The sequence below is a fragment of the Senegalia massiliensis genome (assembly GCF_009911265.1).
Taxonomy (GTDB): domain Bacteria; phylum Bacillota; class Clostridia; order Tissierellales; family SIT17; genus Anaeromonas; species Anaeromonas massiliensis_A.
The window spans coordinates 1-21,552 of sequence record NZ_QXXA01000010.1; the positions used below are offsets into that span (position 1 = coordinate 1).

Genomic DNA, 21,552 nt, shown 5'->3' on the forward strand with positions numbered 1-21,552 from the left:
AAGTGGAAAAAGAAAGATATATATGGAAGGATATGAATTATATCCAGAAAGTGAAGAGATAAAAGAAAGATTAGAGAATACAGCAAATGGATTATTAAATTTAGGAAAGAATCATCATTCAAAAGGAAACTTTAATAGTGCAATAAATTACTATAATGATATACTAACTATGCCAGAAATATCGAACAATATAACATTTTTAGTAAAAACATATTTAGACTTAGCACAAGAAAACAGTTTATTTAATACTGAAAAAGAAATATTGGAGTTAGGAAAAAATGAATATACAGCAAGTGGAAAAAGAAAGATATATATAGTTGGTTATGATTTATACCCAGAAAGTCAAGAAATAAAAGAAAGATTAGAATATACAGCAAAGGGATTATTAAATTTAGGAAAGAATCATCATTTAAAAGGAAACTTTAATAGTGCAATAAATTACTATAATGATATACTAACTATGCCAGGAATATCGAATCATATTAAAAATGAAGCATTTACTTTATTAAATTTTGCTAAAGATAATAAGCCATATAAATCTTTATTAGGTAAGACTATAATGCTTGATCCTGGTCATGGAGGCATAGATCCAGGAGCAGTTAATAATTATCTAGGGTTATATGAAAAGAACTTTAATAATGGTTTGACGATTAGAATAGCTAACAAATTAAGAGAATTAGGCGCGAATGTTATCTTTACTAGAGAGCCTGGGGAAGATAAATATATAGGTTTACATGATAGAACTGTTATAGTTAATAAAAGAAACCCAGATTTATTTTTAAGTATACATCATGATTCTAGTACAAATAAATCAACTACAGGTATGAGTGTTCATTATAGTACTTATAGACCAGGGTTAGATACAGTTGGAACATATGTTGAGTATAATGGTAGGGTATATCCTTTTATACGAGAAATAAAAGAATGGTCCGACCCAGTAAGGAAAACTACAGATCCTGGAATAGTAATACTATATAATGGACAAGAAAAAATAGTAAATATAAAAGACACGATGGTATATGATGATAAATCTCCTACAAATGTAGCTGTTAAAAGTGAAAAGTTTGCAAATTATCTTTTTAAATCATTATTAGAAGCAGATTATAAGAATGGTTATAATTATATAAAAGATCATAATCTTCATGTAACTAGATGGACAAATGTACCTTCAGCATTAATAGAAGCAGGATATATTTCAAATAATAATGAAGCTCTGAGAGTAATTAATCCTAATGTTCAAGATAAAATAGCTCAAAAGGTTGTAGAGGCAACAAAAGAGTATTTTAAATAACAATTCAAAATTATTATAATAATAAAATGTAATAATAACAGGCAATCTAGATTGCCTGTTATTAAGCTTTAATATCATTTTGATACTTTTTATATTTATCTATATAAAATATATACATTTAAATCTTAATATGATATATTATTAAATGACATATATCTAAAATTTAATGTTTAATTTTATAGTTTAATTCAGAAATCAAATACTTAAAAAGATTTATTTGTATTTTATATCTTTATTAAATATTTACGAATGAGTTATTTTATGTTATTAAATTTTATAAAGAAATAGATTTTTATATAATGAACTTTCTGTGATAATATAAGGTTTTAGACATTAAAATAGTAGGCGGAGGAATTCAATGATAAATATAAGTAAAATAATTAAATGGTTTATTATTGTTCAACCAATTCTTGATATTATAAATTTATTTATATATAAACATAGTGGATTTCAAATGGGTTCAATAATTAAAGGTCCTTTAATGTTAATTTTTATATCAGTAACCATTTTATTTAACATTGATATTATAAAAAACAAAAAAAATGTATTATATTTTATAATTTTGATATTTTTTTATGTTTTTCATGTTAAATCTAATGAAATGGTATTATTTAATCTAGATAAAAATATATATTCATTAGTAAAAACACTTATATTTCCTATAATGATATTAGTTTTAGATTTAATAATAGATAAGGTGGAAAAAACAGATATAAATAGAGCATTAGAATTTTCTATAGTTATTATTTTTATTATTTTTATAATGGCTAAATTAACTAATACATATGAATATTCATATGAAACTATGAAAGTGGGAAATAAAGCATGGTTTTTTTCAGGAAATGAAATAGGCTCAATTTTAGCTTTGCTTTTTCCATTCTCTGTTTTTTATTATTTAGAGGAGAGAAATTTTTATAGGTTTTTATTGGTTGGAATGGTTTTAATACCTTGTTTTATGATAGGGATAAAAACCACAATAGTTTCAATTATAATTACTATGTTTATAGTATTTATAATTAGTGTATATCGTTCTATTAAGAATTATAAAAGTTTAAAGAATAGAAAGTTTAATATGTTATTTGGGTTTATAATTATTCTTTTATCTTTGATTTTGATATATAATTCTAGTACATTAGAAATATTTATTAGTAGAATGAATATCGTATATGATAGAGATAGCTTAATAACCAAAATTTTAAGTGGAAGAGATATAATGCTTATAAATAATTTTGAAGTGTTTCAAAATTATTTACCAAGAGCTATATTTTTTGGAATTGGTAATAAAGTAGGAATCAGTGAAATGGATTTCTTTGATATAATAATCCGATATGGATTTATAGGATTCATCATTGTATTCTATCCAATGTTAAATTTATTGTTTTCAATTAAGTCTGAATTGAAACAATATCTTATAGGAAGTATAACAGATTATAAAAAAACAAAGTATTTTGTACCTATTATAATAGGTACAAGTTTATCTTTTTTAGTTGGTCATGTAGTAGTGGCTCCATCTGTTAGCTTTTATCTGAGTATATTATTTATAGCATTTAAATTAGAATTAAAAGGTGATATATATGTATAAAACAAAATATTTGTTTACCTCTAGTGCAGGAGGACATTATGCACAATTAAAATCTTTAATAAATAAAATTAATGTAGATGATTATTTAGTACTTACAGAGAGGACTAAAATAAAACAAAAATCTAGTAATAAGATAAAATTTCTACTATATGGTTCCACTGATGAATTTCATTATATTTTAAAGCTTATTTACAATTTCATAAAATCATTAATTATATTTATTAAGTATAGACCACGGTATATAATATCTACTGGAGTTCATTCTACAATACCAATAATAATAATTGGTAAAATTTTTGGTAGTAAAATAATATATATTGAATCATATGCTAAAGTTTATACTGGAACTAGAACAGGGAAATTTATTTATAAATATAAGCTATATGACTATTTTTTTGTACAGTGGAAAGAATTGTTAGCAGTTTATCCAAAGGCAATATATGGAGGGAGCATCTATTGATATTAGTTTTGTGTGGTACTCAAAAACAACAGTTTTCTAGAATAATTGAAATGGCAGAGTTATTATATAAATTTGATAATGAAATTATAGTACAAAATGGCCATACTAAATATGAGAGTAATAAAGTTAGATTACTTGACTTCATTTCTTCTGAAAAACTTGAAAATTATTATGAAAAAGCTGATATAATTCTTACTCATGGGGGTACTGGTAGTATTATGACTGGTATAAGGAATAGAAAGCCTGTAATAGCAGTCCCTAGATTAGAAAAATTTCATGAACATGTTGACGATCATCAAACTGAAATTGTTCATAAGTTATCTGAGTTAGGTTATATTATTTCTTGTAATTCATTAATTAAAAGTGATATTGTAAATTGTTATAACAAAGCAATGTCTTTTCAACCAAATAATGATCCTATATATTCAAAAATTCATGAAATGATTTCTACTATACTAAATAAGGATAATTAGATTAAGTATAGAAAAGTCTATTTTAGAAAACATTATTTATGAATAAATACTTATGAATTTAATATTATATTTTTGAAATTTAAATGAAAGCTCTATGATATGTTTATTGTGGAGTTTTTATGTGTAATTTAATTTTAAATTTAAATCATGAGATACCATTAAGAAAAAATTAAACTTAAAGTATGTAAAAGGGGACTATGTATGAAGTTATTAGTAGTTGTTACACAATATCCGTCAAAAGATGATTTGTATAGGAGTGGATTTGTACACAGTAGAGTAAAGAAATATCTTGAGGTAGGTTTAGAAGTTGAGGTATATGTATACAATAATAGTTTTAATATGAGTTCTAGTTATAATTTTGAAGGTGTAGATGTAACTTGTGTAAATGCTATAGAACTAAAAAATAAGATAATAAAAAATGATTATGATATTATTTTAGTACATTTTGCTTGGAAAAAGGTGACAAATATAATTTTGGAAAATAAAAATAAAAATATGAATGTAATAATATGGGTTCATGGTGTTGAAGCATTAAGTTGGCATCGAAGACTTTTTAATTTGACATTTGATTTATATTCTATTTTATCATTTTCTAATTATATTATAAAGAATACAAATCAGATGTTATTTTATAGGAATTTAATAAGGAATCATCTTAAAAATAAGGTTCATTTTGTATTTGTATCTAATTGGATGAAAAATGTTACAGAACAAGATACAAACTGTATAGGTGAAATAAAGAATTATTCAATAATTCCAAATCCAATTAACACATCAGTATTTAAGTATGATAGAAAAACAAAAGAAAAGAGATTAAAGATATTTAATTTAAGACCATATTCAACTAAAAAGTATGCTAATGATATTACAATTGAAGTGATAAAACAGCTATCAAATAAAGAATATTTTAGAAATCTGGAATTTAACCTATATGGAAAGGGACGTTTATTTAATAAATTAACTAAAAAGGTAAAGAAGTATGATAATGTAAATATTCATAAAGGTTTTTATAAACAGAAAGAAATTAAAAAATTACATGATGAAAATGGTGTTATTTTGATTCCAACTAGACAAGATGCACAAGGCGTATCAATGTGTGAAGCAATTTGTTCTGGCTTAGTTCCAATATCTAGCAACAATACTGCAATTCCAGAATTTATAGATAGTAGTTATGGTTATATTTGTGATACTATTGAAGATTATATTGATGCAATAGAAGAAATTTATTATAACCCAGAAGTATTTTTAACGAAATCAAGAAATACAGTTAAATTATCAAAACGATTAGGAAGGGAACAGGTTGAAAAAAAAGAATTAGATTTAATATTATCACATATATCAGATTAATCAATAATTAGTTTAACTAGTAAATAACTTTAAATTATAGAAATTGTTTTAATAAATAATAACTTTTTTAATGAAAAAATGTTTTAAAATATAATACCTAACTAATATTTTGTTAAACAAAATATCGGTAAATAGTTACTTGAAATAGTGATGTTTGTAATAATAAGAGTAGCATTTTAGAGATATTGATATCAAACCTTATGTAACAGGTAGCTTATAGAAATACTGGGTTAATTTTAATATTAACACATAATATATGAAAATAAGAAGAATATATATTTTAAATAACTATTATAAGAATAGGAAAAGTGTGAAAAAATCTATATATTTATGGTTTTGCAAGTAAAATGATTACTGATCTTTTAGAGAAAGAAATAATTTAGCAGGTGATAAAAAATGAAAAATAGTAAAGTTTTAGTAAGTATAAATTGCATAACTTATAATCATGAACAATACATTGCAGAGGCTATAGAAAGTTTTTTAATGCAAGAAACTAATTTTAAGTATGAAATATTAATACATGATGATGCTTCTACAGATAAAACTACAGAAATAATAAAAGAATATGAAAAAAAGTATCCACATATTATAAAACCCATTTATCAATCTGAGAATCAATACTCAAAAGGTAAAAAAGCTACTTATCTTAATCTTAAAAGGGATACAGGAAAATATATTGCTATGTGTGAAGGGGATGACTATTGGACAGATACTCACAAACTACAAAAACAAGTAGATATATTAGAATCTAATAGCAATTTAGTTGCTACATTCCATAGAGTAGAAGAAGTAACTCCTAGTAAGGAGAGAAAAAATACTTATGTGGAAGTTCAATATGAAAAGATAAATAATATATATGACATTGAAGATATCATTAGATTTGATGGGAAGAGAATTCATGTATCATCCTTAATGTTTAGATCCAAGTATTTTGATGTTAATAATTTACCACTGTTTTTCCATACTGCTGTAGTTGGAGATCTTCCTATGATGTTGATTTTAGCTTCAAAAGGTGACTTCTACTATTTTGATAAAGCTATGTCTAGTACTAGAAGAGGGGTAGTTAATGGCGCATCAGAAAGGTTATTTAATGATAAGAAAAAGCGTATCAGTACTAATAATAAAATAATAGAAACATATGCAGAATTCAACGAATATACAGATTATAAATATGATATTCAAGTAAATGAAGTTATAAACTTGAGACGATTCTTAATTAATAAATTAGAAGGAAATTTTGATAAAATAAAGAAAACAGATTATTTTAAGAATAGTAGAATGAGCAAAAAAGCAGAATTAATATTATATTGTTATTTTCCTGAACTATGTCATGGTATTGTATTGCTAAGGAATAATTTAATGAAAGTAAAAACTCAAAGAAGAGGTTCTAGTAAATGAAAAGTTTAAAATCTACAGTTCTCTCTTCACTTTTCTGGAAACTGATGGAGAGGAGTGGAACTCAAGGGATACAATTTATTGTACAAATAGTCTTAGCGAGATTATTAGCACCAGAGCAGTTTGGAACTATTGCAATAGTTATGGTTTTTGTTTCAGTAGCTAGAGTATTTGTTGAAAGTGGATTCAATACAGCATTAATACAAAAAAAAGACTCTGATGAAGTAGATTTTTCTTCTGTATTCTATATTAGTCTATTGATTGCAGGAGCTCTTTATATACTCATTTATATTTCGGCACCATTTATATCTGATTTTTATAGAGAGCCAATATTAGTTCCGGTTCTAAGAGTTTTATCTTTAACATTATTTTTTGGGGTATTTAACTCTATTCAAAATGCTTACATAGCAAAAAATATGATGTTTAAAAAGTTGTTTACAAGTAGTTTAGGAGCTATTATTATATCAGGTGTTTTGGGAATTATTGCAGCATACCAAGGATTGGGAGTATGGGCGCTTGTAATTCAACAATTAGTGAATCAAATATCAATAACCGTTCTGCTACTATTTATAGTAAAATGGAGACCTAAGTTAATCTTTTCTTATAAACGAGTAAAAATTTTATTTTCATATGGATGGAAGTTATTAATATCTGCATTGTTAAATGTTCTATATATAGAACTAAGAACATTAATAATAGGGCGAACATATAGTTCATCAATGCTTGGATTCTACAATAGAGGTGAACAGTTTCCAAAAGTTATAGTACTTAATATCAACGGTTCTATACAATCTGTAATGTTACCAACACTCTCATCTTATCAGGATAATAGAAAAAAGGTAAAAGATATAGTTAGACGTTCAATTGTAACCAGTTCTTTTATGATTTTCCCTATTATGATTGGTTTAGCAGTAGTAGCAGAACCCTTAGTAAAAATAGTGTTAACTGATAAATGGATACCATCAGTTCCATTTTTACAAATATTTTGTATTTCTTATGCTTTAATGCCCATACATACTGCTAATTTGCAAGCAATTAATGCTATGGGTAGAAGCGATATATTTCTTAAGCTTGAAATAGTTAAGAAAATATTAGGTGTTATTATACTGATTATCAGTATTCCTTTTGGAATATATGCTATAGCTTTGGGTATGGTTATAAATAATATTATTGCATCATTTATTAATGCATACCCGAACAAGCAACTACTTAATTATAGTTATAAAGAGCAATGGGTTGATATTATGCCATCATTTCTGATAACTCTTGTTATGGGTACTATAGTTTATTTATTTAACTTTATTAATATTGCTGCGTGGAAAATTTTGACTTATCAAGTTATAGTTGGAGTTATAACATATATAGTCCTAGCAAAGGTGTTTAGGTTAGAGAGTTTTAGATACTTACTTGAATCAATTAGACAACTAATTAAATTTAGGACAAAATCCTAGGAATCAAAAATGGAGGTTATGAAATGAAAAAAAAGGTTGCAGTATTTCCTGCAGGCTCAGAAATTGGATTAGAAATTAATAGAGCATTAAAATATTCAATGTATATTGAACTTTTTGGGTTTTCTAGTGTGAATGATCATGCTAAATTTGTATATAAAAATTATATAGGAGACATACCATTTTATAATGATGAAAACTTCATTGAAGTGATTAATTATCATATAGAAGAAAACCAAATAGATTTTATATTTCCTGCACATGATGATGTACAATTATATTTGACAGAGAATAAGGAAAAAATAAATGCAGATATTTTAACACCAGACTTAGAAACAGTGAAAATCTGTAGATCTAAAATTAAAACTTATAAGTATTTTGCCGAATTTGATTTTATACCTCAATATTATGAAAAGGATAATATAAATGAAATAAATCTAGAATTTCCTTTGTTTATAAAACCTGATATAGGTCAAGGTTCAAAAGGAGCACGAAAAGTAAATTCTTTAAGTGAATTATTAGATGAAATCAATAAAGATCCTGAGATTGTTATTTGTGAATATTTACCAGGAGAAGAATACACGATTGATTGTTTTACAGATTCTAATGGAAAACTGAGAGTATGTAATGCAAGAAATAGAAATAGAATTAAATTAGGAATAAGTGTAAACTCAAAGATTCTTGAGACAGATGATAGTATAACAAATATTGCTAATATAATTAATGAAAAACTTAGATTTGATGGAGCTTGGTTTTTCCAATTAAAAAAAGATGTAAATAATCAATATAGACTTATGGAAATAGCTCCAAGAGTCTCAGGAACAATGGGACTAAGTAGAAATACAGGTGTTAACTACCCATTATTAACAATATTTAATAAGATGGTAGATGAGGTAAAAATAATCAAAAATAATTATGATATTGAGGTTGATAGAGCATTTTTCAGTAGGTACAAAATCAATATTCAATATGATTACGTCTATGTAGATTTAGACGATACATTAATTATTGATGGAAAAGTAAACAATTATTTAATGATGTTCTTATATCAAGCAGTTAATCTAGAAAAGGAAATAATACTGATAACAAAGCATATTAATAATGTAAAGGAGACTCTTTCAAATCACAAAATATCTATAGGTTTATTTGATAAGGTCATTCATTTGAGGAAAGAAGATGAAAAAAATATTCATATTGAATCTGAAAAATCAATTTTTATTGATGATTCGTTTTCTGAAAGATTAAGAATGTTTGAAGAAAAGAACATTCCGGTATTTGATACTAGTGAAATTGAAAGTTTATTAGAGTGGAGGGGTTAGTTTGAAGAAACAGTTAAAAATAGGTGTTACAGGTCCAATATCTGAAGTTAACTTTGGAGACTACGCGATGTTTGTTAATAATTTCTATGAACTTAATGCTGATAAAATTTATATTTTTTCATATAATAAAGGCTTCTCTGAAAAAATTAGAGATGATTATTGTAAAAATATGAATATAGATACTATAGAAGTGAAACTTAAAGATAATAAAAATAACATTTTATATAATGAAGAGGAAAATAAACCAAAAGTTGGATTTTTGCCATTTAATTATCCTACCGAGACACCTTTAGATATTCTGAATAGAATTGATAATTTAAGTGAAATGCAAAAGGCTATTAGAGATATGGATATACTTATTGTTAATGGTGGAGGATATTTTAATCATCTTTGGAATAATAGTTTATGGCGTTCTGATATGTTAAAAAAAATAATTGCTCCAATACTTTTAGCTAGCCAAATGAGAAAGAAAATATATTTTACAGGAAATGGATATGGTCCTTTTGACCAAAGTGAAGAATTCTTTAATTATACATTTAATTATTTACGTAATACCACATATGGAGTTAGGGATCGTATGTATTCAAAAAAATATCTTGAAAAGATTGGAATTGAATCTGACAAAATACATTTCATTCCAGATGATTTATTTTTTATAAATGATAGGATTCTAGATATTCCATCTTCTAATGTTGATAATCTTCTAAAAAATAAGAGATATATACTAATGGAACTTTATTATCCACTTGAGGAAATAAAAAAATATAGAGATATCTTAAAAAGATTTAGCGACAATATTCACAAAAGATATGGGTTATCCATAATATTTGTACCATTTGATTTTGAAAGAGGGGGTACTTGGCAAGGAGAATATCTTGCTGAACAGCTTGATAATTTTTATATGTATGATTTGAGTGATAGTGGTTATTTGCCTATTCAGGACATTCATAATTTAGTTAAAAATGCAGAGTTGGTTATTTGTAATAGATACCATGCATTTGTTTTATCAATTGCTTTGGGAACACCAGTAATCAATTTAATAAAAAAGGTCTGTGATGATCATAGATACTATTTTAATAAAAATTATGGATTATTAGAATATACATTTTCCGGATTAGATTTTAATGAAATGGATTATATTAAAATAGATTTGGATGATGCACTTAAAGCTATTGAAGAAGATTTTGATGTAATTGTTAGAAAACAAAAAGAACTATACTTTACAAAGGAATATAGTTCAAACAAAGAAATGTTGAAAAAGCTTAGAGTTGATTATTTCTCTAAAATACAGTTGGAGGAATAATCATGACTAATAAAATACAAGTAACCCGTTCATCAATGCCACAACTTGATGAATATATAGATGAAATTAGAGAACTGTGGAATAGTCGTTGGTTGACTAATATGGGAGTAAAACATAAAAAATTAGAATCAGATTTGATTAATTATTTAGACGTATCTAATATAGCCCTATTTACAAATGGTCATATTGCGTTGGAAACTGTGATTGCAGCTTTGGATCTAGAAGGAGAAGTTATTACTACTCCCTTTACTTTTGTTTCTACAACACATGCTATAGTAAGAAATGGATTAGAACCAGTATTTTGTGATATTAATTCTGAGGATTATACAATTGATGTAGAGAAGATAGAGAGTCTCATAACAGAAAGAACTAGTGCAATAATCCCAGTACATGTATATGGTAACGTGTGTAATATAAATGAAATTCAAAGAATTGCTAATAAATACAACTTAAAAGTAATTTATGATGCAGCTCATACTTTTGGAGTTAAAGTTGATGATACAGGTATTGGAAACTTTGGAGATGCTTCTATGTTTAGTTTCCATGCAACTAAAGTATTTAATACTATTGAAGGTGGAGCTGTGACTTTCAATGATAAAAAATTAGATAAGAAATTAAATGAATTGAAAAATTTTGGTATAACAGGTCCAGCATCTATTCAATATATTGGTGGTAATGGAAAAATGAATGAGTTTCAGGCAGCTATGGGAATTTGTAATCTTAGACATGTTAGTAATGAGATAGAGAGGCGTCGGACCGTAGTAAAAAGATATATATCTAATCTTAATGGAATAGAAGGAATAAAGCTTATTAAACCTCAGAAAGGTGTTAAGAGTAACTATTCATATTTTCCAGTAGTTTTTGATGGATATAAAAAGACAAGGGATATGATATTTGAAGAACTCAAAGAACATGATATAATTGCTCGAAAATATTTTTATCCTTTAACAAATAATATTAAATGTTATAAAGATATATTTAATTCAAATAATACTCCTATTGCTAAATATATAGCAGAGAGGGTATTAACATTACCACTTTATGCAGATTTAAACTTAGATGATGTTGATAGGATTTGTAAAATAATTAAGAAATAGAGGTGGAAAGAATGAAAGGTATAATATTAGCAGGTGGTAAAGGGACAAGATTATACCCTATGACAAAAGCAGTATCAAAACAATTGTTACCGATTTATGATAAGCCATTAATTTATTATCCAATTTCAGTATTAATGCTAGCAGGTATTAAAGAAATACTAATTATTTCAACCCCTGAGGATATAGGAGTTTATGAGAAATTACTTGGAGATGGGTCTACATTTGGAATTAAATTATCATACACTGTTCAAGATAGGCCAAGAGGATTGGCTGATGCTTTTATATTAGGTGAAGACTTCATAGGTGATGATAATGTTTGTTTAATTTTAGGAGACAATGTATTCTATGGACAAGACTTAACAAAAGTATTGAATAGAGCTCAAGAACATGAAGAAGGAGCTGTTATTTTTGGGTATCCTGTAAAAGATGCAAGGTCATTTGGTGTAGTTGAGTTTGATGAAAATAGAAAGGTTGTTTCTATAGAAGAAAAGCCAGAAAAACCAAAGTCTAACTATGCAGTTCCAGGTCTTTATTTTTATGATAATAGAGTAGTTGATATTGCTAAAAACATAAAACCATCAGCTCGTGGAGAAATAGAAATAACTGCAGTAAATAATGTATACCTAGAAGAAGGGGATTTAAATGTAATACTTCTTGGTAGAGGAATGGCATGGCTAGATACAGGAACACCGGACGGTATGCTTAAAGCTGCTGAATACGTTGAAGCTGTTCAATCAAGGCAAGGGTTTTATATAGCTTGTTTAGAGGAAATTGCATGGCGTAGAGGATTTATTAATGATGAGCAGTTTAGAGAAGTGGGAGAAGGATTGAAAATGACTGATTATGGTCAATATATTCTCACTTTATTAGAAGAATAAATCAACTTAAGTTGGAGGTAGTAGAAAAATGAAAACAATATTAGTTACAGGTGGAGCTGGTTTCATTGGTAGTAACTTTATAAAAATGATATTGACAAAGTATCCTAATTATAAAATTATAAATGTAGATTCATTGACTTATGCAGGAAATTTAGAAAATTTAAAAAATGTAGATAAAAATGATAATTATATTTTTATAAAAGCTGATATAAGAGATAGAAAAAAAATTGATGAAATATTTAGTTCTTATGACATTAACTCTGTTGTAAATTTTGCTGCAGAATCTCATGTAGATAGAAGTATCGAAGAACCTGAAATTTTTCTAACAACTAATGTAATAGGAACACAAGTATTATTAGATGTAGCTAAAGAATATTGGAAAGTCAAGCCAAAGGATAAATATAGTAAAAAGTATAAAGAGGGTGTAAAATTTTTACAAGTATCAACTGATGAAGTATATGGAGCTTTGGGTAAAACAGGGATGTTTGTAGAAAATATGCCTTTAAAACCAAATAGCCCATATTCTGCCTCTAAAGCAAGTGCAGATATGATAGTGAGATCTTATCACAAAACATATGGAATGCCTATTAATATTACTCGTTGTAGTAATAATTATGGGCCATATCAGTTCCCAGAAAAATTAATACCACTTATGATTAATAATTGCTTAAAAGAAAAGTACCTACCAGTTTATGGTGATGGTATGCAGATAAGAGATTGGTTACATGTCTCAGACCATTGTTCTGCAATTAATACTGTGCTTCATAATGGCAAAGAGGGAGAAGTATACAATATTGGTGGTAATAATGAAAAAGCAAATATTGAAATAGTTAAGTTGATAATTCAAGAATTAGGTAAATCAGAAGATTTAATTAAATATGTAAAAGATAGACCAGGTCACGATAGAAGATATGCAATAGATAATAAAAAAATAACATCTGAATTAGGATGGGAACCAGAATATACATTTGATCAGGGAATGAAAGAAACCATTCAATGGTATTTAAATAATACAGAATGGATTGAAAATATAGTATCTGGTGATTACATGAATTATTATGAAGATATGTACTTTAATATTAATAATTAGTATTCATATTAATTGTTCTTAGAAATAAACTATACTAATCTTTAGATAATAGGAGTTATTCAAAATGTGCCAGATCAATATATTGATTTGGTACATTTTTATTTAAATATTATATACAAATAATAATTATTGAAATTATACATATGTTACTATAAAATATTTATAATGTCATTTATTTAACTATTTAATACTAATTAATGCTAAAATTTATATAGTGATAATTATTAAATAGTTTATATCATGCATTTAATAGTAAATTATATTATATATTAATAGATTTTATTTAGAAATTAATAGATAAAAATGTGATAGTATAAAATAAAGGGAGGAACATTTAAATGAAAATAACAATAGCAGGAACTGGATATGTAGGATTATCAAATGCAATATTACTTGCTCAAAATAATGAGGTAAAAGCATTAGATAGAAATCAATGGAAAGTAGATCTAGTTAATGATAAAAAATCACCAATAGTTGATAAAGAAATCGAAGATTATTTAGTTAATAAAGATTTGAACTTATTAGCTACACTAGATGTGAAAGAAGCATATAAAGATGCTGAATATGTAATAATAGCAACACCAACAAATTATGATCCTGAAAAAAATTACTTTGATACATCTTCAGTGGAATCAGTAATAAAGGATGTATTAGAAATAAACCCAAATGCAGTAATGGTAATAAAGTCAACAGTACCTGTAGGGTATACTAAAGAAATAAAAGAAAAATTTAATACAGAAAATATTATCTTTTCTCCAGAATTTTTAAGAGAAGGAAAAGCATTATATGATAATCTATATCCGTCAAGAATAATAGTTGGAGAAAGATCTGAAAGGGCTAAAAAGTTTGCAAATCTTTTAGCAGAAGGAGCAATAAAAGAGGAGATAGATATATTATTTACAGACTCAACAGAAGCAGAAGCTATAAAATTGTTTTCTAACACTTATCTTGCAATGAGGGTAGCATTTTTTAATGAGTTAGATACTTATGCAGAAGTTAGAGGGCTTAATACAAAGCAAATAGTAAAGGGAGTAAGTTTAGATCCTAGAATAGGAAGTCATTACAATAATCCTTCATTTGGATATGGTGGATATTGTTTACCTAAGGATACAAAGCAGTTACTTGCAAATTACAAAGATGTACCAAATAATATAATGAGAGCAATAGTAGATGCAAATAGAACTAGAAAAGATCATATAGCAGAAATGCTTATAAAGAAAAAACCAAACATAATTGGTGTATATAGATTAACTATGAAAACTAATTCAGATAACTTTAGACAATCTGCTATTCAAGGGATAATGAAAAGAGTAAAAGGTAAAGGAATAGAAGTGATAGTATATGAGCCAGTATTAAAAGAAAATGAGTTTTATGGTTCAAAGGTAGTGAGGGATTTAGATGAATTTAAAAAGAAATCAGATATAATAGTAACAAATAGAATGTTTGATGAATTAGAAAATGTGAGAGAAAAAGTATATACAAGAGACTTATTTGGCAGGGATTAATTTCCTGCCTCTTTTTTATGTACATAAGTTCTGTATAATTACAGAACTTATATGTTATAGTTTTATAAATAAGCGTAACATATAATTAAGTAGAAAGGATTTGTATAATATGAATAAAAGGCAAGTAAATTTATTGAAAAGTTTAATAATAGAAGATGAATATCTACCTATAAAGTATTTTTCAAACAAATTAGGTATATCAGATAAAACTACATCAAAAGATTTAAAAGAAATACAAACTATTATTAACTCCACAGGTGCAAAAATAGATAAAAGAAGAGGTCTTGGTATAAAACTATATTATACATCTTCTCAACTTGATGTTCTAAATTCTAAATTAAACAAAATGAAAGTTTCTATTGGTGATGATGATTTAATCCATAGAAGAATACAAATCTTATTAAACCTCTTAATAAATACAGACAAATATACTACTATTCAAAAACTATCAGATAAATATATAGTAAGCAGAACTTCAATTAATAATGATTTAAATGAAATGGAAGATAAGCTATCAAAATATAATCTAAAACTTTCTAAAACATTAAAAGGAACTAAAATAATTGGCAGTGAGATAAATATAAGGAAGGCTTTAGTATTTACTATTCAAGAATATGCCAAAATAAATCCAAACTATATTACAGAATACCAAAATATACGTCATGAAGAATTAAATATAAATCAAATAAATACAATTTTAAATCATGAAACAACTTCATTTTTTGAAAATCTATTAAATCATATAGAGTCAAAACTTAAGCTGGTTATATATGAACCATATTATACTAATTTATTAACTCATTTATTAATAATGACCAACAGAATAATGAGAGGAAATTATATATCTAGTAATTCAGAGGTAAGTGATGTTGTAATCGTTAGGAATAATGACTTATATAATATTGCTATTTATATGATAGAAAAAATAGAAGATAAATTTAAAATCAAAGTAAGTAAAGAAGAAGTAGGTTATATTTATAAATACTTGACATCTATAGGGTTAAGTTACGATGATATGAAGAATAAAGAGGATAAAAAACACGATATGCCTCATGTTCATTTTACAAATAATTTAATAGATATTGTATCTCAGATGTCTCATAGAAACTACAATATAAGGGTCACTCTATATGAAAGATTGTTATTACATATAAAGCCTATGTTAAATAGAGTGAAATACAATATTCAAATAAAAAATCCATTATTAAAAGATTTTCTAAAAGAATTTAAAGAGGAATTTCTCGTAATAAAAATTGCTTGTATGTTAGTTTGCAATAAGTTAGGAATTAATATGATTAGTGACGATGAAGTTTCATATATACTAACTTATTTTATATCTGAAGATGAAAAAATATCAGAAACTATAAAGATAAGAACATTAGTAGTTTGTCATAGTGGATATGGAACAAGTCAATTACTTTCAACTAGATTAGAAAAAGCATTTAATAATATTGAAGTAGTAGATGTAATAGCATCAAATTCCATATCAAATATGGATTTAATAGATATAGATTTAATTGTTACAACAGCAGATTTAAATATTGAAAAGTCATTTTTATTGGTATCTGCATTTTTAAATGAAATTGATAAGAAAAATATTAAAAATTTTATTGATAATATCTTAGAAAGTAAAAGAAAATCATTTTCTAATTATCATATAAAAAATATTGAAATAGAATCTATTGATGATATAAGTGATATAGATGAAAAAGAATTAGTCTATATAAAAAATAATTTATATATATGCTTAATAAACTCCTTAGAAAATTTAAACATACAATATATAACAGAAAAAGATGAAACAGGAAAACGTATTTTTGTTATAAATTATTCTGATTATAAATATCTTTCTAAGGCTTTAAGAAAGATAATAAGGGAATTTGTAACTGAGGAGAATATAAATGAAAAACACTAATGTAATAGATATAAATAATATTATATTTACAAATAAGTTTAGTTCTAAACAAGAAGCAATATTAAAATTATCAGAACTACTAGTAGAATCACAAATAGTCATAGATAAACAAAAATTTATAGAAGATATATTTGAAAGAGAAAATAGAGGTTCTACATTTGTAGGTGAAAATTTAGCAATACCTCATGGGTTTTCAAATCAGGTAAAAAAACCTTCAATTGCCATTGCAAGAGTAGATAATCCATTTCTATGGGATGAAAATGATAATAAGGTAAAACTCACAATATTATTTGCAATACCAGAAGATGATGAAATGGAAGAAGAATCTGAGGTTTTAAAGAAAATAGCAGCAGCATTAGGTGATGAAGATTTGATAAAAGATTTATTAAATGCACATACAAAAGAAAAATTAATATATATCTTGAAAGATTATATTAATTTGTAAGGAGGATATCATGGGAGCACAATCTGGAGCTTTAGCATTTCAATCTGAAAAAGTAAATATATTTAGAAGAGCAATAGCTGCCTTATTTGATATATATATTTCATCTGTTCTAGCAAATATACCAATTTTAATTATATATAGCATAGAAACTGGAGAGACACAGATGACTAGAGATTTATCTTCACTTTCAACTCTATCTGGAATATTAGCTAGTGTTCTAGGGATATTAATAGTTTCTGTTTACTATATAGTAATTCCCCTATATAAATTTGATGGTCAAACTTTAATGAAAAGATTGTTAGGATTTAAAATTATAAAGACAGATGGTACAAAATTAGATTTAAAAACTATGCTAAAAAGAGAAATATTAGGTTCTATGATTGTAGAAGGTGGATTTGTAAGTAGTGCTAATTATTTAAGACAATTAATACTAATATTAACTGGATCCCAACTACTTTACACAGGACTATTATATACATCATTTGCAACAACAATATTATCTATTATATTTATACTATTTTCAAAAAAACAAAGAGCATTACATGATTATATTGGAAATACAAAAGTATTGAGAGGAGGTGAATAATATGAAAAAGATATATTTATTCTGTGATAATGCAATGAGTACAAGTATGATTGCAAAAAAGATGCAAGATGTTGGAGATAAACATAATTTAGACATAGAAGTAAAAGCTTATCCAGTAAGAAATTTAGAAAAAATATTAGAAGAAAAAAATCCACATTGCGTATTATTAGGACCTCAAGTTAGACATTTACTAGAGGATACAAAGAATAGAGTAAAAGACTATGACATACCAGTAGGAGTTATAGATTCAGTTGATTATGGAATGATGGATGGAGAAAAAGTATTAAAGAAAACAATATTATTAATGAAAAAATATAAAAAATAGGAGGGGTATTAATGTTCAACAAACTTGAAGATGTTTTAATGCCTATAGCAGACAAGCTAGGTAAAAATAAAATACTAGTGGCTATACGTGATGGATTTTTGATATCAATGCCATTAATTATAGTAGGTTCATTATTTTTACTTATAGCAAACTTCCCAATACCTGGGTGGTCAGAATTTTGGGCAAGATTTTTTGGAGAAGGATGGGAATCTTATTTATCTACTGTATCTAGAGCAACATTTAATATAATATCATTGCTAACAGTAATTGGTATAGGGTATTCTTATGCTAGAGAAATAGAAGCAGATAGAATACAAGGGTCAATTGTAGCTATAGTATCTTTTATAATATTAATGCCAACTGATATAGCATATGAAGGGGTAGAAGGCCCAGCAACATTAAGTGCAATTAGCTTTTCATTTACAGGAACAAACGGAATATTCTTAGCAATGGTAGTAGGTTTATTATCTGTACAAATATTCCACTGGGTATATAAAAAAGGTTGGACAATAAAAATGCCTGAAGGTGTACCTCCAGCAGTAACAGATTCATTTGCAGCACTTATTCCAAGTGGGATAGTAATGTTATTATTCTTTTTAGTAAGAATTGGATTTGGACTTACACCTTATGAATCAGCACATAATTTCATATATACAGTATTACAAGCACCACTTATGGGAGTAGGAAATAGCTTAGGTGCACAAATAGTATATGTAGTATCTAGCTCAATATTCTGGTTCTTTGGTATAAATGGACCTGCAGTTACAAACTCAGTGTTCTCACCAATATTTAGAACATTATCAATAGAAAACTTAGCAGCATTTGAAGCAGGATTACCATTACCACATATTTATACAGGACAATTTGTAGATTTATTTCAAACATTTGGTGGTGGAGGAAGTACTCTTTCTCTAGTTATTTTAATGGTAGCAGTAGGTAAATCTCAAAGAATTAAAAAGCTTGGTAAATTGTCAATAGTACCAGGGATATTTGGAATAAATGAACCTATCATATTTGGTTTACCAATAGTACTTAATCCAGTAATGATAATACCTTTTATAGGGGTACCACTTATGAATACAATATTGTCAGCAATAGCATTTGAAACAGGATTTTTACCATATACTAATGGAGTTGCATTACCTTGGACTACACCACTTGGTTTCTCTGGCTATCTATCAACAGGAAGCTTAAGAGCAGCAATATTCCAAGTTATATTAGTAATACTTGGTTGTGTAGTATATTATCCATTTATAAAAGTATTAGATAAAAACTACCTAAAAGATGAACAAGCTAAACCTAGTGAAGATGAATTAGAAGATATATCATTTGATGATTTATCTATGGAGGATCTGTAGGAGGTAATAAAATGAATGTATTAATGATATTTGATCAAATACAAGCAGGTATGGGTGGAAAAGAAAAAGCAGATATAGCTCCTGGTGGAAAAAAAGGAGAAATAGGTTCAGTTCCCATGATTAAACCTCATTTAGCAGAAGTAGATGGAAAGGTAAGTGCATGCTTGTATTGTGGAGATAAATATTTTAAAGACAATCAAGAGGAATTAGAAAGAAAAATGATAGGCATGGTTAAAAAGTTAAATCCAGATGTAGTCATTTGTGGTCCAGCATATAATTATGAAGGCTATGCATATATGAGTGCAGTTTTAGCACATAAAATAAATGAAAACACTGACATACCAGGACTTGCTGCCATGTCTAAAGAAAATCAAGATGTAATAGCTAAATATAAAGATATAGTAAACATAGTGAAAATGCCTAAAAAAGGTGGAACTGGACTTAATAAATCATTAAGTAATATATCTATATTGGCAGAAAAAATGTTCAAAAAAGAAAATATAGAACAACTAAAAAAAGACATATGCTATTAAGTATATAAGGTAGTCTTATAAGACTACCTTATATACTTACTTTAGCTATAATGGAGGTGATTTAATGGAGAAGATTTTAAACCATAATATTGATAAATATAAACAAGGATTATTACAATCAATAATAGAAGTAGTAAATATACCAAGTGTGAAAGGTGAGGCAAAAGAAGACGCACCATTTGGAGAAAATCCTAAAAAAGCACTCTCAAAAACACTTGATATAGCAAAGGATTTAGGATTTAAAACTAAAAATATAGATAATTATATAGGATATGCAGAATATGGTGAAGGTGAAGACTATATAGGAGTATTAGGTCATTTAGATGTAGTAGATGTAGGAGAAGGTTGGAAATCACCACCATTTAATGCTGAAATAAGAAATGAAAAGATATATGGTAGAGGAGTACTGGATAACAAAGGACCAATAATGTCAGCCCTTTTTGCACTATATGCAATAAAACAATCAAATTTAAATATAAATAAAAAAATAAGAATAATATTTGGAACAGATGAAGAAAGTGGTTTTAGTGATATTCCATATTATTTAAAATATGAAAAACCTCCTATAATGGGTTTTACACCTGATTGTAAATATCCAGTAGTATATGGGGAAAGAGGTAGAGCAAATATATTATTTACTATTAAGTATAGTGATGAAAATTATGAAGAAAAAACAAAAGAATTTTTTAACTTTATAAATGAATATATACTTTCAAGTAAAGGTAATGGAGAAAGACTTGGTATAGATTATAGTGATGAAGAATTTGGTACAATGGAGATGAAAAATTTCAAAGCTGGAATAAAAGGCTCCCATTTGACATTTCATATGAGTTTAAGCTATCCAGCTACTGTTAATATAGATAGAATATTAGAAAAAATAAAATTAAAATTAACTGAGAATATAAAATTAATATTATTATTAAATTATAATCCAGTAAAATTTAAAAAAGAATCATTCTTAGTAAAGAGCTTACAAAAAGCATATGAAGATATTACAGGACTAGATGGTACACCTGTAACTACAACAGGAGGAACATATGCCAAAGTAATGCCAAATATAGTACCCTTTGGCCCATCATTTCCAGGACAAAAAGGTATAGCACATAATCCAAATGAATATATGGATATAGAAGATATAGTATTAAATGCAAAGATATTTGCAAATGCAATATATAATTTAGCAAAATAAAGATAGAAAAGAG

The 21,552-nt window shown here is 26.4% G+C and carries 20 protein-coding genes; all 20 read left to right on the forward strand.

Annotated elements, in window-relative coordinates; translation table 11 throughout:
* Positions 1 to 1,291 (forward strand): N-acetylmuramoyl-L-alanine amidase (locus D3Z33_RS09375; protein WP_207708351.1); only part of this gene is annotated, 1,291 nt, incomplete at its 5' end.
* A gap of 358 nt (positions 1,292 to 1,649) precedes the next feature.
* Positions 1,650 to 2,873 (forward strand): O-antigen ligase family protein, encoded by a 1,224-nt coding sequence (locus D3Z33_RS09380; RefSeq protein WP_160197509.1) that lies wholly within the window; start codon positions 1,650 to 1,652, stop codon positions 2,871 to 2,873.
* The gene (gene pssD, locus D3Z33_RS09385; protein WP_160197510.1) at positions 2,866 to 3,333 is read left to right on the forward strand and encodes a PssD/Cps14F family polysaccharide biosynthesis glycosyltransferase; all 468 of its coding nucleotides are present in this window, start codon (positions 2,866 to 2,868) and stop codon (positions 3,331 to 3,333) included. The genes D3Z33_RS09380 and pssD overlap by 8 nt, the downstream gene beginning before the upstream one ends.
* Positions 3,330 to 3,806, forward strand: a complete 477-nt coding sequence (locus D3Z33_RS09390) for a glycosyltransferase (RefSeq protein ID WP_160197511.1) — start codon at positions 3,330 to 3,332, stop codon at positions 3,804 to 3,806. Before pssD ends, D3Z33_RS09390 begins: the two co-directional genes overlap by 4 nt.
* Positions 3,807 to 4,007: 201 nt before the next feature.
* On the forward strand, positions 4,008 to 5,153 hold the full coding sequence (locus tag D3Z33_RS09395) for a glycosyltransferase family 4 protein (protein WP_160197512.1): 1,146 nt from the start codon (positions 4,008 to 4,010) through the stop codon (positions 5,151 to 5,153).
* A gap of 396 nt (positions 5,154 to 5,549) precedes the next feature.
* Positions 5,550 to 6,551 (forward strand): glycosyltransferase, encoded by a 1,002-nt coding sequence (locus D3Z33_RS09400; protein WP_160197513.1) that lies wholly within the window; start codon positions 5,550 to 5,552, stop codon positions 6,549 to 6,551.
* Positions 6,548 to 7,999, forward strand: coding sequence for a lipopolysaccharide biosynthesis protein (locus D3Z33_RS09405; protein WP_160197514.1), 1,452 nt, complete (start codon positions 6,548 to 6,550; stop codon positions 7,997 to 7,999). Before D3Z33_RS09400 ends, D3Z33_RS09405 begins: the two co-directional genes overlap by 4 nt.
* 23 nt (positions 8,000 to 8,022) lie before the next feature.
* Positions 8,023 to 9,315: an ATP-grasp domain-containing protein gene (locus tag D3Z33_RS09410; protein ID WP_160197515.1), complete on the forward strand. Its 1,293-nt coding sequence runs from the start codon at positions 8,023 to 8,025 to the stop codon at positions 9,313 to 9,315.
* Position 9,316: 1 nt separating this feature from the next.
* Entirely contained in the window at positions 9,317 to 10,618 is a 1,302-nt protein-coding gene (locus tag D3Z33_RS09415; RefSeq protein WP_160197516.1) for a polysaccharide pyruvyl transferase family protein, read from the forward strand.
* A gap of 2 nt (positions 10,619 to 10,620) precedes the next feature.
* Positions 10,621 to 11,715, forward strand: coding sequence for a DegT/DnrJ/EryC1/StrS family aminotransferase (locus D3Z33_RS09420; protein ID WP_160197517.1), 1,095 nt, complete (start codon positions 10,621 to 10,623; stop codon positions 11,713 to 11,715).
* 11 nt (positions 11,716 to 11,726) lie between these two features.
* Positions 11,727 to 12,593, forward strand: coding sequence for a glucose-1-phosphate thymidylyltransferase RfbA (rfbA, locus tag D3Z33_RS09425; protein ID WP_160197518.1), 867 nt, complete (start codon positions 11,727 to 11,729; stop codon positions 12,591 to 12,593).
* A 28-nt stretch (positions 12,594 to 12,621) separates the two neighbouring features.
* Positions 12,622 to 13,683, forward strand: coding sequence for a dTDP-glucose 4,6-dehydratase (gene rfbB, locus D3Z33_RS09430; protein WP_160197519.1), 1,062 nt, complete (start codon positions 12,622 to 12,624; stop codon positions 13,681 to 13,683).
* Between the two features lie 338 nt (positions 13,684 to 14,021).
* Positions 14,022 to 15,188 carry a nucleotide sugar dehydrogenase gene (locus D3Z33_RS09435; RefSeq protein WP_160197520.1) on the forward strand — a complete coding sequence of 389 codons (1,167 nt, stop codon included), beginning with the start codon at positions 14,022 to 14,024 and terminating at the stop codon, positions 15,186 to 15,188.
* 109 nt (positions 15,189 to 15,297) lie between these two features.
* Positions 15,298 to 17,103 (forward strand): BglG family transcription antiterminator, encoded by a 1,806-nt coding sequence (locus D3Z33_RS09440; RefSeq protein WP_160197521.1) that lies wholly within the window; start codon positions 15,298 to 15,300, stop codon positions 17,101 to 17,103.
* Positions 17,090 to 17,548 (forward strand): PTS sugar transporter subunit IIA, encoded by a 459-nt coding sequence (locus D3Z33_RS09445; protein WP_160197522.1) that lies wholly within the window; start codon positions 17,090 to 17,092, stop codon positions 17,546 to 17,548. Before D3Z33_RS09440 ends, D3Z33_RS09445 begins: the two co-directional genes overlap by 14 nt.
* 10 nt (positions 17,549 to 17,558) lie before the next feature.
* Positions 17,559 to 18,134, forward strand: a complete 576-nt coding sequence (locus D3Z33_RS09450; protein ID WP_160197523.1) for an RDD family protein — start codon at positions 17,559 to 17,561, stop codon at positions 18,132 to 18,134.
* Between the two features lies 1 nt (position 18,135).
* Positions 18,136 to 18,459 carry a PTS sugar transporter subunit IIB gene (locus D3Z33_RS09455; RefSeq protein WP_160197524.1) on the forward strand — a complete coding sequence of 108 codons (324 nt, stop codon included), beginning with the start codon at positions 18,136 to 18,138 and terminating at the stop codon, positions 18,457 to 18,459.
* Between the two features lie 11 nt (positions 18,460 to 18,470).
* On the forward strand, positions 18,471 to 19,817 hold the full coding sequence (locus tag D3Z33_RS09460; RefSeq protein ID WP_160197525.1) for a PTS sugar transporter subunit IIC: 1,347 nt from the start codon (positions 18,471 to 18,473) through the stop codon (positions 19,815 to 19,817).
* A gap of 11 nt (positions 19,818 to 19,828) precedes the next feature.
* Positions 19,829 to 20,350 carry a GrdB-related putative oxidoreductase gene (locus D3Z33_RS09465; RefSeq protein ID WP_160197526.1) on the forward strand — a complete coding sequence of 174 codons (522 nt, stop codon included), beginning with the start codon at positions 19,829 to 19,831 and terminating at the stop codon, positions 20,348 to 20,350.
* Positions 20,351 to 20,414: 64 nt separating this feature from the next.
* Positions 20,415 to 21,539, forward strand: a complete 1,125-nt coding sequence (locus D3Z33_RS09470) for a Sapep family Mn(2+)-dependent dipeptidase (protein ID WP_160197527.1) — start codon at positions 20,415 to 20,417, stop codon at positions 21,537 to 21,539.
* Positions 21,540 to 21,552 lie beyond the last annotated feature (13 nt).